The organism is Companilactobacillus tucceti DSM 20183, assembly GCF_001434665.1.
In the GTDB taxonomy this organism is placed as follows: Bacteria; Bacillota; Bacilli; order Lactobacillales; family Lactobacillaceae; genus Companilactobacillus; species Companilactobacillus tucceti.
Genome location: NZ_AZDG01000003.1, coordinates 30,262 through 44,936 on the forward strand (window position 1 = coordinate 30,262; position 14,675 = coordinate 44,936).

Annotated in this window: 11 protein-coding genes; 5 read left to right on the plus strand and 6 right to left on the minus strand. The window is 35.1% G+C overall.

Annotation, left to right across the window (positions count from 1 at the left end):
• Window positions 1–4 precede the first annotated feature (4 nt).
• Window positions 5–613, minus strand: coding sequence for a histidine phosphatase family protein (locus tag FC72_RS02025; protein WP_057764266.1), 609 nt, complete (start codon window positions 611–613; stop codon window positions 5–7).
• A 503-nt stretch (window positions 614–1,116) separates the two neighbouring features.
• Between FC72_RS02025 and FC72_RS02030 the strand changes: the two genes are divergently transcribed.
• A complete protein-coding gene (locus tag FC72_RS02030; RefSeq protein WP_057764268.1) occupies window positions 1,117–2,403 on the plus strand; it encodes a uracil-xanthine permease family protein in 1,287 nt (428 codons plus the stop codon).
• Window positions 2,404–2,725: 322 nt separating this feature from the next.
• Here FC72_RS02030 and FC72_RS02035 read toward each other — a convergent pair whose 3' ends face one another.
• Window positions 2,726–4,150, minus strand: coding sequence for a C69 family dipeptidase (locus tag FC72_RS02035; protein WP_157051090.1), 1,425 nt, complete (start codon window positions 4,148–4,150; stop codon window positions 2,726–2,728).
• A gap of 127 nt (window positions 4,151–4,277) precedes the next feature.
• Window positions 4,278–6,194, minus strand: coding sequence for a fructose-bisphosphatase class III (locus FC72_RS02040; RefSeq protein WP_057764272.1), 1,917 nt, complete (start codon window positions 6,192–6,194; stop codon window positions 4,278–4,280).
• A 140-nt stretch (window positions 6,195–6,334) separates the two neighbouring features.
• Between FC72_RS02040 and FC72_RS02045 the strand changes: the two genes are divergently transcribed.
• The gene (locus tag FC72_RS02045; RefSeq protein ID WP_057764274.1) at window positions 6,335–7,219 is read left to right on the plus strand and encodes an aldo/keto reductase; all 885 of its coding nucleotides are present in this window, start codon (window positions 6,335–6,337) and stop codon (window positions 7,217–7,219) included.
• A 53-nt stretch (window positions 7,220–7,272) separates the two neighbouring features.
• On the opposite strand, the gene FC72_RS02050 is transcribed toward FC72_RS02045, so the two are convergent.
• The 3 genes from FC72_RS02050 to FC72_RS02060 form a co-directional block, all read right to left on the minus strand.
• Window positions 7,273–8,064 (minus strand): hypothetical protein, encoded by a 792-nt coding sequence (locus FC72_RS02050; RefSeq protein WP_057764276.1) that lies wholly within the window; start codon window positions 8,062–8,064, stop codon window positions 7,273–7,275.
• A gap of 89 nt (window positions 8,065–8,153) precedes the next feature.
• Window positions 8,154–8,912: a hypothetical protein gene (locus FC72_RS02055; RefSeq protein WP_057764279.1), complete on the minus strand. Its 759-nt coding sequence runs from the start codon at window positions 8,910–8,912 to the stop codon at window positions 8,154–8,156.
• 304 nt (window positions 8,913–9,216) lie between these two features.
• Entirely contained in the window at window positions 9,217–10,518 is a 1,302-nt protein-coding gene (locus FC72_RS02060) for a nucleobase:cation symporter-2 family protein (protein WP_057764281.1), read from the minus strand.
• Window positions 10,519–10,677: 159 nt separating this feature from the next.
• On the opposite strand from FC72_RS02060, the gene FC72_RS02065 reads away from it, so the two are divergent.
• The 3 genes from FC72_RS02065 (at window position 10,678) to FC72_RS02075 (ending at window position 14,204) form a co-directional block, all read left to right on the plus strand.
• The gene (locus FC72_RS02065; protein WP_057764283.1) at window positions 10,678–12,114 is read left to right on the plus strand and encodes a C69 family dipeptidase; all 1,437 of its coding nucleotides are present in this window, start codon (window positions 10,678–10,680) and stop codon (window positions 12,112–12,114) included.
• A gap of 141 nt (window positions 12,115–12,255) precedes the next feature.
• Window positions 12,256–13,179, plus strand: a complete 924-nt coding sequence (locus FC72_RS02070) for a DMT family transporter (protein ID WP_057764285.1) — start codon at window positions 12,256–12,258, stop codon at window positions 13,177–13,179.
• A gap of 20 nt (window positions 13,180–13,199) precedes the next feature.
• Window positions 13,200–14,204 (plus strand): D-2-hydroxyacid dehydrogenase, encoded by a 1,005-nt coding sequence (locus FC72_RS02075; protein WP_057764287.1) that lies wholly within the window; start codon window positions 13,200–13,202, stop codon window positions 14,202–14,204.
• Window positions 14,205–14,675: the final 471 nt, after the last annotated feature.

Genomic DNA, 14,675 nt, shown 5'->3' on the forward strand with positions numbered 1-14,675 from the left:
CCCTCTAATCTATATCCGTTTGACGGCCATAATATGTTAAGAATCTCGTACCTGATTTGCTAAGTCGATATTTAGATACACCCGCATTATCAGGTTGAACGATTGCCGAAATATTTTGGGCACCAGTTATCACTTTTAGAAAAGAACGACTAATAAATCCATGACAAACAGCCATTATTTTCTTATCACCTTTTTTGGACATATCACTGATAAATTCATCAACACGCTTGTAAACATCATCATAGTCTTCTCCATCAGAGACATATTTCTTATATTCTGGAAAAAGAAATTCATTCTCATCAAACACTTCTGGATATTCAGACATCAATTCTGCTTCGCTAGCGCCATCCCAACTACCATACCTTGCTTCGATCAATCGTTCATCCACTTTAACATCATGAACACCATGATTCAAAATCTCAGCAGTTTGTTTAGCCCTAATCAACGGACTAGTATATATTTCATCGAAATCCTCAATATTGATTTCCTTCGATAATCTTTCAGCCTGTGCAACACCAACATCATTTAAAGGCAAATCAGTCAAACCACCATTAAGCCTTTTCTGTGAATTAGAGTCGGTCTCTCCATGCCTTACAACGTATAATTCCACCATAAAAAGTATCTACTCCTAACTATTTGTTAACGCTTTATCTTTACTTTTTTAGTATTCCATTGTTGACATTAGTTTTCAACTTTATTATAGTTAAGAAAATTAAACAGTCCTTTAACTTTGGTCCCGTGAGGCTAAAAAGGTTCACTTATGTCTTTTATTTCGTTTGCATACACACGGGATAGAGGACTTTTTTTTTGCAGAGAGCGGAGCAAAACGGTCAGCTCTTGAGCATTACCTAGAACAGTGATTGTGCCAACGCAGTTGGTGCGATTGATGGTCGTAGTAAGCGCAGAGAGTTGTTTTGCGCAGCTCGTTTCAAATAAGAGAGCGGAGAAAGGACGCTCAAACCTTGAGCATTGCCTAGAACAATGATGATGGCGGTTTTTGCCATAATCATTGTTTGTAGCAAGCACAGAGGTTTGTCCTTTCGTAGCTCGTTTCAGAAGCAAAGCGCACAGCTGCATTACCCAAGTTACCGGATTAAAATACAGGAGGATATTATTTTGGATACAAACGACAAGAATTATCGAAATCCTGACGCGGTCATTGATTTATACGAGCGTCCACCGTTAGGTAGCTGGTGGCTCTTATCATTACAGCACTTATTCTCAATGTTTGGTGCAACAGTATTAGTACCATTGCTAATTGGACTAGATCCCGGTATCGCATTATTCAGTTCCGGTATCGGTACAATTCTTCATATTTTAATTACAAAAGGTAGAATTCCTGCCTATATGAGTTCTAGTTTTTCATTCATTGTTCCAAGTATCGCTTTAATGAAAACAGCCGGATATGCTGGAGTAGCTCAAGGTACAATCGCCGTTGGTCTTGTTTACTTAATAGTTGCCCTAATGATTGCATTCATCGGTTCTGATTGGATCGACAAGGCATTACCACCAATCGTTGTTGGCCCAATCATCATTGTTATTGGACTATCAGTTGCGGGTAATGCGGCTGACAACGCTATGATGAACAACGGGCACTACGATTTAAAATACTTCATTATAGCTATGATCACTTTATTCTTAACGGTATTATTCAATATGTATTTTAAAGGATTTTGGAGTAACATTGCGATCCTCTTAGGTATCGTTTGTGGATATATTATCTCTGTTGCCTTTGGTATCGTTGACTTTTCAAAGGTAATTTCAACACCTTGGTTCCAATTACCAAACTTTGAATTTCCATTTATAAGTTATACTCCTAAAAAAATCTATTGGGACGCGATCCTAAGTTTTGCCCCGATAGCATTTGTTACTATGGCTGAACATCTAGGACACATTATGGTGCTTGACGAATTAACACATAGAAACTTTTTCAAGAATCCTGGACTACACAGAACACTTGCTGGTGATGGTACAGCTTCCATCTTTGCTGGTTTAGTCGGTGGTCCACCAATAACATCATATGGTGAAAACATTGGTGTTATGGCTGTTAATAAGATTTTTAGTGTTTACGTAATCATTGGTGCCGCTGTCTTTGCCGCACTATTTGGATTTGTCGGTAAATTAAGTGCTTTGATTCAAACAATTCCCGGACCAGTAATTGGCGGTATCAGTTTTGTATTATTCGGTGTTATCGCATCTAGTGGTTTAAGAATCTTGGTTGATAACAAAGTTGACTTTAACAAAAAGCACAATTTAATGATTGCATCTGCAATTCTAGTTATCGGTATCGGTAATGCCTACTTAAAGATTGGAACTTTCCAATTCACAGGTATTGGTGTTGCTACGATCGTAGGTATTTTATTAAACCTAGTTCTTCCTAAACGTGCTTTATCTGAACAATAAAATAACAGAGTGGAAAAAAATATGCTCAGCTTTCGAGCATTAAGGCAAGTAGGCTCAGTAATCCGATTTTGGATTATTGAGCCTACTTATTTTAAGCGGAAAAAGCTATATTTTTTCCACGTTTATGCTATATATATATACAAAAAGTCATCTGAAGATAATTTCAGATGGCTTTTTGTATTAGTTATTAATTTTTATAGCCTAAACGTGTAAAAAAAGGCTGCAACCTCCACATAGCTACGAACCACAAATGATTGATAATACCAATCATTCGTGATTCTAGGCTATGCTTCGGTGGCAAACCGCCTTTTTTTACACTTTTTTATAAGTTTTGACCTTTTTCCCAAGTTGTCTTTGATAATAGCAATCCATGCTTTACTAATTCATCAAATAACTTATATGTTCTCTTGGAAATTTCATTAGCTGTTTCAATATTGCTCTTTGTCAAAGTATCTGTAATATCTTTCTTACCAGAAACTTCTTCATCTGTAGCTGCAATTCTTGAACGAGCATATGATTGGCAAGCGCTTCTAAAGGCATTGATAGCTTCAACATATTCATGGAAATGAGGCTCGATCAATACTGACAATGTCTTATTCAACCAGTAAACGTTGTGAACATCAACCTCTTGAGTTGTATTCTTGTAGTCTTCTGGAGTGTCATTAGCGTTTGTATAGAATGGAACATATGGTGCATATGCAAAGAATCCCATTGCGATCCATTGTACAGCAGCATATTCTGCTGGAACACCATTTCTAATTTGTAGAATAGACGAAATTTGATTACGGTCCATAGCAATCGAACGATACTTTCTTTGCTCATCAGCTGTACCTGAAGCGTATGTACCGAATGGATCATATGGTGTGCCGTTATAATGTGATGATAGGAATTTTTGTACATCTTCAATAGCCAATTTCTTAGCTGGTTTACGAGTCAATGGCATATCTTGATCAGTTGGTTTTTGATCTGTGATTTCTGGATTGAATAGCTTTTGTCCATACCAAGTACGTGGAGTGTTGTAATAAGCATCATCTTCACCTTGAGTACCAAAGATCTCACGGAAATTAAATTTACCAGGATTTGGATTCAAATGATATTTTTCAACAAATTCAACTAAATCTGTAGCAACTAAGAAATTGTCTTTATCATTAGGATCAATTTCTTGAATCAAAGTTTGGTTAGGAACTATAGCATATGTATCTTCTGGCAAACGCATAGCTGCCCAGTGGTGTCCACCAACGATTTCTAATAACCAAACATCATTATTATCATTAAATGCAATACTATTACTTTCACCGGTACCATATTTTTCAATTATAGCTCCGAGTCTTTCGACACCCTCTTTAGCAGTCTTGATATATGGCAAAACTAGTGAAACCATGGCTTCTTCGTCAACACCATCGTGAACTAATGGATCATACCCTAGAACACGTGTATTTGTAGCAGTAGTTTCAGTTGCACTCATACCAACATTAAATTCATTAATACCTGATTCTTCCCATTGACCGTCACTTTGATCGGCTTGTGGTGTACAAGTATAGTGATATGCATTATCTGGTAGAGGTACACTGACACCTGTTACAACTGACTTGAATGTTGCATTCTTTTGATCTTTTGCCTCATGGACGATGTATTTGATTGGATTGATAGGACCATAACCATCTTGATTACGGGCTACAATAGTCGAACCGTCCATTGTTGCTCCCTTTCCTACTAATATTTCTGTACAATCGGAACTCTTCTTCATCATTATTGTTCCGCCTCCCTTACAACACCAGTATAGGATTATATTTTTTTAAGTAAAGGGGGATTGTGAATATTTTCATTAAAAATATAGTCTAAAAAAGGCTTTAAATCAAAGATGAACTAATCAATTAAACTCGGATTGTTTGGTTTTTATCAATTGCTTCTAATCTGGCTGTCAATTGTTCAATTTGTTTCTTCAAACTAGCACCAATATCTGTATCTCCCACTGTTGTACGTTTGACCGACTGTTCAATAACACGCTTAGTCGAGACAACATCGGTCATATCAGCAATAGCTTTTTTGCGAGTCGTAAATGGTTCATGTGTCACTAATTGGAACCCATATGAATTAGATAATAGAGTATATCCACCAATTCCCGTAGTCTTATGATAAGGCTTTGACATACCACCATCGATAACAAAAATTTTACGATTAGCCATGATTGGTGAATGACCCAACTTGACTGGAGTATGACCGTTAATAATATGGCCATTTTCTGGATCTAGTCCAAATTCTTTTAGCAACTCATCAGCAAACCATTCTTCTTTTCTCAAAGAATAATATGGATTCTTAACTTCATGATGTGTTTGCGTATCTTCAACAAAATATCTTTCAAAGGTGGTCATTGCTAACTTACCAAATAATGGTGACATTTTACCTGTCCAAAGATACCAAATAATATCAGATTTCTTGCAATCAACTAAACTAGGTTTTTGAAAACCTTCCTTAAGAACTTTCTCGAAGAAATCAAATAAACTCTTGCCGGCATATGTTTTGCCATCAACGGTCCAACTAAGCATTTTTCCTTCTTCATCAACTGGCACACAACCGTGAAGCAATAAATTACCATTATATTTCAAATACATAGATCCGTTATTCATCATATATGCCATGTGATAACGTAATTTAGGTGCATCGATAAATTGTTGAGATAAATCGATCAAGATTTTCTCTTCTTCATCAGTCAATTTATATGGATCATCCGGATCAACTAGTTGGAAACAACCATCAATAACTGGGTACTTCTTCCCATCAATTTCTACAGTCTTTCTGTCTGGACTCAATTTATCTAATAACATTCTGCCTGACATTTGAAATTCAGGATTACGCTGAATAGCTTGACCTTCAAGTTTAAATTGCATAATTGCAATAGCTTGTTGAACACAATTGTCATAACAAGCATCGTCATCTGGTATTTTGGCGCCGGTATCTGACTTAGGTTTAAATGAATCCAGTGGCTTATAATTTTTTTCAGCAAATTCACGTAAATCACTTAATCCTATTCCATAATTAGTCAATAAACGCAGGTTATTATAACGAGCACTGATTCTAATTAAGTTAGCCATGCAAAGTTTGGATCCAGCTGCACTACCGATCCACAAAATATCATGATTTCCCCATTGAAAATCAAGGCTACCCCAACGTTTCATCAAATGGTCAATAATGTAATCAGGATGTGGTCCACGATCATAAACATCCCCAATAATATGAAGATGATCTACCACTAATCTTTGAATAGTATGACATGTGGAAATAATAAATGAATCAGCCATACCTAATCGAACGATACTATCCATTACTTCATAGTAATATTTATATTTAGCATTATCGTTCGAATCAGCATAAAGAAGCTCCTCGGTTATATAAACAAAATCATCTTTAATAGCTTTTCTGACCTTGGAACGAGTGTATTTGCTTGATGTATAACGAAGCATTTCAATCAATTCATTAAAGGTATCAATATACCATTGAGATAAACTAGCCTCATCTGGCATGCTTTCTTTAGTCTGCTTTAAAATTTCTGAAGGATAATATATTAAAAAGGCCAACTTTTTTTGACTATCAGCTGTAAGTCGACCAGTAAATAATTCGGAAATTTTTTGACGAGTATTTCCAGAACCATTTCTTAAAATATGAGCAAATTCATCATATTCACCGTGAATATCACTTACAAAAGCTTCAGTTCCCTTTGGTAAGTTTAAAATCGCCGAAAGGTTGATAATTTCTGATTTAATTTCATTACTGGTTGTGAATATTTTTTCCATAATCCCTAGTAGACCTCTTTCTAATGTAAAGGTTTTATACGTTGACACTATGCAACAACTTGAACTATACCAAATATTCAATTGTTTTCCAAGTTTCACAATATAAATTGCGTTAAAATATTATTTATGGAGGTATATTTATGAGTTTAAATATTGAATCATGTGTAACTTTGAACAACGGTGTTAAAATGCCCCAATTAGGTATGGGAGTTTGGCAAGTTAACAATACCCAAGCTGCTCAATCAGTTGAATGGGCTTTGAAACATGGATATAAAGCAATCGACACGGCAAAACAATATGGTAACGAAAAAGGTGTCGGTATTGGTCTTAAAAAAGGACTCGCCGATAACAACCTTAAGCGCGAAGATATCTTCTTAACTACTAAAATTTATAATGGTGATCAAGGCTATGAATCAACTTTGGAACAATTTGAAGGTCAATTAAAAAATCTACAAACTGATTATGTAGATCTATTATTGATTCACTGGCCAGTTGATGGAACTTACTTATCAACTTGGAAAGCCCTTGAAGAAATATATCGTCAAGGAAAAGCACGTGCAATTGGGGTCTCAAACTTTAATATCACTAAATTACAAGATATTTTAAAGACCGCTTCAGTTAAACCAGCTGTTAACCAAATGGAATTTCATCCTCTTTGCCAAGAAGAAGACATCAAGAATTTCTGTGATGAACAAAATATTTATCTAGAAGCATGGTCGCCACTAGGAAGTGGCTCCGTTCTAAAAGATACAAGACTACAAAAAATTGCTGATAAATATAATAAATCAGTAGCTCAAGTTATTTTACGTTGGGACTTACAACGTGACATCATTACTATCCCTAAGTCATCTCATGAAGCTAGAATCGAACAAAACGCTGACATATTCGATTTCGAATTAAGCGATGACGATGTAAATGAAATCAATGGCTTTGATCTTGATAAGAGAAGTCTTTGGTATGGAAGCTTTACATGGCATGGTAATCCAGATGGTTATAAAGATTCCGTCGAAGAATGGGACGACTAATTAACAATTCACTGCAAATAAAAAGCTTGGAAGATTTTATCTTTCAAGCTTTTTTAATATTTTTTAATCAAGATATCACCTAAAGACCCTTCTCTAAAATTAATATTTCCAAGTTTCTTATCGATCATCATTCCTGTTAAATGAGCTTCAGAAATTAATTTAGGAAATTCTTTTGTTCCAACAGCTAACCCAGCGATTGCCCAAACTCTAGCGTCAGTTACATTACTATTGATCACTGTAACTTGTTGAATATGACTCTTATTACTTATTAGGGCATGTTTAACATCTTTATCTTGTAAAGTTGAAATGGATGCATTTTGTAAGTAATAAGTTGCCGCTATTTTATCAGAATCAGGTTTTGGGATATTAACTACCCAACGATAATCGCTTCCAGACTTAGTACTTATTTTAATGTTACTGGAATCATTGAACTTAACTGCTACAATGTCACTTTTATTCAATAGTGGTTTGAGATATTTATTGAATCCTTCATCAATTATCCATCCTTTGATAAGTTCTGTTGGATCATATTTACTTCCAAAGTTTGTACTGAAATAGTGATGCGTCATTTGTTCAGCAATGACCGTTTGAGTATAGATATCACTAAAAGCATCTGATTCTATCAAAGGTTTTTGACTACCTGATTGAAACTTAGAGATCAATGAATCCTTTCTTTCAGGAGAGAATTCCTTATCCATCTCAATTAAGTAATTTTCGATATTTTTTGAAGCATTTTTAAAAAGTTCTTTTACAGATTCATTATTATCACTTGTAATTAGTTTGATTGAATATTGATTATTCGTTTCGCCAACCTTACAGCTTAACGAATTATATTTTTCTACCATAGGCAAGCTCCTTTTTATTTGATTGTATACATAAGTATAAAATCTATTTATGAAGTTCCTATGACTTTAAGGTGTCGTTAATAAGAAGTTTATGCTCGACCTAAAATTCCATCTCTAAAAGGAATACCGCCTTGATTACAATCAAACAAAATGCCTGTAAGTTTTGATTTCCAAATAATGCGAGAAAATTTTTCCATACCTACTGACGCTCCGGTAACTGACCAAATATCAGCACCGACTAAATCATTACTAAAAACAGTGACTTGTTGAATACTGTTATCTGGATTATTTTTCTCAGCTACAGAAGTTGAAACTGCACCATTTTTCAAATAGTATCCCGTCATCATTTGAGGATTACCGGGATTTTTGATTCCTATTTTCCAATAAAAATCATCATCTTTTTTTGTAGCCACTCGCATATCCCCACTACCGCCTAGAGAAATACCACTAATTTCCGAATTGCCTAATAAGGGACATAGATCTTTTTCAAAAATTCTTTCAATAGTCCATCCTTTGAGTAGGTTATGTGAATCTTCATCTAATTTATGGCTCAAAAAAGCTCGATTGGTTACTCTTGAAGAAATCTTTACTTGATCAATTACCGACTGAAATGTGTCATAATCCACAGAATCATCGTTATTGTTCTGAAATTCAGATATTAAAGAACTACCTCTAAATGGATAAGGCTCTTCAATAATTTCAGCAATTTCTTTTTCTACTGAATAACAGGTTTGGTGAAAAATATCTTGAGTAACTTCATCATAATTCTTAGTAGCCAATTTTATGATGAATGGAATGCCCATCGCTTCTATAATTCGACTTGGGAAATAATATTTAGTTGCTGTCATAATATTTAACCCGCCTTCATCTTTATTTTCGGCGATTATATAAATAAAATGTGAAGTTTTTGTGATTTATGTTTAAACATATCCTCTTGCTGCTTAAACGTGTGATTAAACACAGCTTCCTCCGTTTAACTACTTTATCTTTTTAAAGAATTCTCGTTTTATTTCTTCTTATTCTTACTGCTGCTTAAACGCGTGATTAAACACAGCTTCCTCCGTTTAACTACAAAAATGGACCGCATTTACTTTGTAAATACGGTCCATTTTTTACGTTATACTCAGAAGCTGGGCGTGTTTAATCACGCTCTTAACTATGAAACTTCTTCTCGCCTTGAGGATTTAACAAAATATTTAACAAAATAGCTGCAAAACTTCCGACAACTAATCCGTTATTCAAAATTGTTTGTAAACTTGATGGCAAGATATGAAGTAATGTTGGTTGAACGGTAACTCCTAATCCCAATCCAATGGCTACGGCCATTATTAATAGATTATTGTTATCCATTCTCACTTTAGTTAGCATTTTGATTCCTTCAGCACCAACGGTACCAAACATTATCAACATTGCTCCACCTAGAACTGATGTCGGGATCAATGTGGCAATGGCACCGACTTTTGGTATCAATCCTAAAATAATTAGAAGAAAAGCGGAGAAATAAACGGGCTTGTTTTTCTTAATTCCTGATAATTGAACAATAGCAACATTTTGAGAAAAAGTTGAATATGGGAAGGTATTGAAGATTCCGCCTAAAATAGCGGCAATACCTTCAGAAGCATATCCATGTTGAAGATCCTTTTCATTTAGATCACGTTTAGTTATTTCGGCTAATGCATAATAAACACCAGTAGATTCGATCATACATGTTAAAGCTGCTAAAATCATGATAATTATTGATGACCATTCAAATTTAGGAGCGGAAAAATAAAATGGTACTGGAAGTTGGAACCAATGTGCGTTGTGTACACTAGCAAATCCCATTGTTCCCATAAATCCGGCCATAACTGAACCGACAACAATTCCAATTAATACAGAAATTTGTTTTATAAAACCTTTTCCTAAAATATTAATCAAAACAATGATCAAAGCAGTTGTAAACCCTAATATTAAATCAGTTGAACCACCAAAACCTTTAGCAGTAGCATCTCCACCACCAATATTTTGAAAGGCAACTGGGATCAAAGTAAAACCGATCAATGTGATCAAAGATCCAGTTACTACTGGAGGGAAGAAACGTTTTAATTTAGCAAAGAACTTTGATATTAATAGAATGAAAATTCCTGATGCAATAATACCGCCATACATATAAGCAATACCATAATGATGTCCAATATTTTGTAACGGCGTTACATACTCAACAGCTGAGCCTAAAACAACTGGCAATCCTATACCTGTGATAGGTGTACGCTTGATTTGAAGTAATGTTGCTACACCACACATAAAAATATCTACAGAAATAAGATAAGTCATCTCCGTAGCAGTAAAGTTTAGAGCCGCACCAATTAAAATCGGTATTAAAATATCCCCAGAATACATTGCCAAAAGATGTTGAAACCCTAATAGAAGATTCTTTAAGAATGAATCTTCAGAATCCTGCATTTTTAAGTCCATATTTTTACTTTTCCTCCTATAAATTACACAAATTATAGCATTTTTTCAGAAAATATATAACATAGCTTCCTTAAATAGGAATCTTTTTCTAAAATGGCTTAGTTCTTTTGTGATAGAATGTTCTATCGTATAACGTAATATTAGAGGAGGAATTATAGTATGAAGAAGAATCATTTGGATGATGCATGTACAACTATTTTAGTTGGTAAAAATGCTAGTTTGGATGGATCAACAATGATTGCCAGAAACGATGATACTTTTCTACCCGTTTCACCACATAACTTTGTCTTAAATCCAGCTGTTAAAGGAGAAAAGAATCGAGTTGTTAAGTCATGGCTTAACAATTTTGAAGCTCCTATCCCTGAAAATGGTTATTCATGGCCTGCTGTTCCAAATGTGGACTATAAGAACGAAGGATATTATGACGAAAGTGGTATCAATGGTAAAAACGTTGCAATGTCTGCCACAGAGAGTACTTACGGTAACGAACGTGCCTTATCAGTTGACCCACTTGTAAAAGATGGTATGGACGAAGATGTTATTGTCAGAATGGTTTTGCCATTTGTTGACTCTGCAGTTGATGCTGTTAAACGTACTGGTGATTTGATCAAAGAATACGGTTCACCAGCCGGAAACTCACTTTTGTTCAGTGATAAAGATGACGTTTGGTATATGGAAATCGTTACTGGTCATCACTGGGTAGCACAAAGAATTCCTGATGACAGTTACGCTGTTGCTGCCAATAGAGTATCAATTCAACAAGTTGACTTTAATGATACTAAACAATTCATGTGGTCAGATGGCATTCAAGAATTTGTCGAAAAGAATCATTTAAATACTGATAAAACTGGCTGGAACTTCCGTCATATTTTTGGTACTGACAATGTTAAAGATCGTCACTATAACACTCCACGTGTTTGGTTCGGTCAAAGATATTTCAATCCAGAAATAAAACAAGATCCTGAAGATGGTGAATTACCTTTCATCATGAAGACAGACCACAAAATCTCTGTTGAAGATATCGAATATGTTTTGGGATCACATTACAACGAAACAAAATTTGATCCATTCAGTCCTGATGCTTCAGATGACGATAAGTATCGTTACCGCCCAATCGGTTTGAACCGTACACAAAATTCACACGTCCTTCAAATCAGAAATGACGTTCCTGAAGAAATTGCTGCTATTATGTGGTTATGTGTTGGTTTCCCTAGCTTCTCACCTTATATTCCTTTCTATACAAATATGAATGATACAGCTAAGAGTTACCAAAATACATCTATGACATTTGATGTCACAAACTCTTACTGGATGTACAAGGGACTTTCAGCTCTAGTTGAATCTCATTACAATAATTTTGTTCAAGATGACACTGACTATATAACTGAACTAAATGAAAAATTCCGCGCAAGTATTATTGAAACTGACAAATTGTCAAAAGATCACTCTGGAGATGATTTAACTCAATTCTTAACTGACAGAAATCAAAAACTTGTCGCTGAAACTGAAGATAAGACTAAGAAACTTTATGGAGAACTATTTACTAAGTCGATCAACATGTCCAAATTGACATTTAATATGGATAAAAATCTTTAAACTCAAAACACACCTTAATTTTTTAAGGCGTGTTTTTTTATTTTTTTTACAATTGAATCTATAATCAGTTTGATTAAAAAAAAATGAACCTTCTCTTCAGTTGCATGTATAATATTGGGTATGAGTTTTTAGGAGGAAATTATGGAAGAAAGTAAGCTGCTTGCCAAGAAAACCCTGAGAAAGGGATTTATTCTTGCTTTCGCTGCATCTATGGTTTGGGGGGTCTCTGGTGCTATTCAACAAATCGTTGCCAAAGATTCTAATATTCCAGCGATGTGGTTCGTTGGTACCAGAACAACAATAGCCGGGGTCATTCTGCTGGTTATCTCATTATTTGTACTACCAAAAAAGGAGTTCTTTTCAATTTTTAAATCGTGGAAAGATACTCTAACTTTGATTGCATTTGCTGTCTTTGGACTATTAGCCAATATGTATACATTTTTCTACGCTATTCAAACTGGTAATTCTTCGACTGCCACGATATTACAATACTTATCGCCACTATTCATCATGGTGGGTGCGGTCTTATTTATGCACAAAAAAGTTCTAAGAATTGATATTATTTCATTTGCATTGGCCTTATTAGGTGTATTCCTATTAATTACTAGAGGAGACTTTGGTCACCTCTCTATCCCTTTTGTATCACTACTTTGGGGAATCGGAAGCGGTATAACGGCTGCGCTTTATATCGTTATACAACAACGCCTTATTGCCAGACATAATGGACTTTTAGTTACTGGTTGGGGTATGTTGGTCGCTGGTTTAGTTTCAAACTGTTTTACACCAATCTGGATTAATCACCCTCATCTGTCAACTAAGAGTATACTAGGTGTAGGTGCTGTTATTCTGCTTAGTAATGTTATTGCATTCTTGTTGATGGTATTCAGTACTAAATACACTACCGCTGCTACAATAAGTATCACCGATGCGGTGCAACCTTTCACTACCTTAGTATTGAGTGTCATGTTTCTTGCTTATAGCGTCAATTTTGTTGAAATTATAGGTTCAATAATTGTTATCTTCGCTATTTACATTCTAAACAGGTACGATACCAACACAAATTAATAAGGAGGTCACACCAAGTTATGAAAATTTTTGCTTATGGAATTCGTGATGATGAAAAACCATCTATGGAGAAGTGGGAGAAAGCAAATCCAGATGTAGAGGTTGGATATACAGATCAATTGTTGACACAGGAGACAGCTAAATTAGCTGATGGTGCCAACGGTGTAGTAACACTTCAAACAACGCCTTACGAGAGAGGTGCACTTGAAGCTTTGAAGGAACAAGGTATCCAATCCATTTCTATTCGCAATGTTGGTGTTGATAATTTTAATTTTAAAGATTTAAATGATTTAGGCTTTAAGTTGACTAATGTACCAGTATATTCACCAAATGCTATTGCTGAACATACTATTCTATTAATGGGTCGCTTGCTTCGTCGCGTCCCAGAAGTAGATACTAAGTTTGATAATGGTGACTTTACTTGGGCTCCAACTATTGGTAAAGAATACCGTGAACAAACAGTCGGTGTTATCGGTACTGGTCATATTGGCCGCGTAGTTATCAAGATTTTGCAAGGATTCGGTGCAAAGGTTATTGCCTATGATGTTTACCACAATCCTGATATTGAAAAACAAGGATTATACGTAGACTCACTTGAAGATATTTACAAGCAATCAGACGTTATAACACTTCATGTCCCATTATTTGACAGCAACAAACATATGATCAATGAGAAAGCTATCGAACAAATGAACGACGGTGTATTCATCGTCAACTGTGCTCGTGGTGAATTGATCGATTCAGAGGCTTTGATCAAAGGGCTTGATGATAAGAAAATTGCCGGTGCCGGACTTGATGTTCTCGATAACGAAAACAGAGTCTTCGGTAAGAAATGGGGTAGCATTGATAACCTTCCAAGTTCAGATATTAAGAATTTGGCTGAACGTAAGAATGTTATCATCACACCACATAACGCCTTCTATACTGAAACAGCCGTTCACAATATGATCAAGATATCATTTGATTCAAATAAGGCTTTGATTGAAGGCAAAACACCAGATACATTAATTGACACAAATAAATAGTATTTAATTTTTGTAGTGCGACGTTAGTCGTGCTACTTTTTTTGTTGCGTTGTCGCTTCCGGATTTGAGTAATTCCACCTGTTGTGCGAACGACTTCAGCCGAGGTCTGAAGTCTCGATTTGAAGCTTTGCTTACGCAAATCTTCGAATCGTCGGTGGAGTAAGAACGCAAGCGTTCAACTCCACTTTCACAACTGGTTCCATTACTCAAATCCTCCAGCTGATATTAATAGAATAAATAAACCCATAAATATATAACAAGATTATTAAATGATTGTATCTGGAAGTGTTAAAAATATTTGAAACTAGATTAGGAAATTATTTACCTAAATGAAAGCATAAAAAAAAGCAGGAAAAGTAAACATTTTCTGCTAGTTAAATAGTTTATTTATTATTTTCAACAACTTCATAAAAAGCTAGTAATTTTTGAATGGCCTCTTTTATGTTTATCATAATTGATAAAATCCTCCGG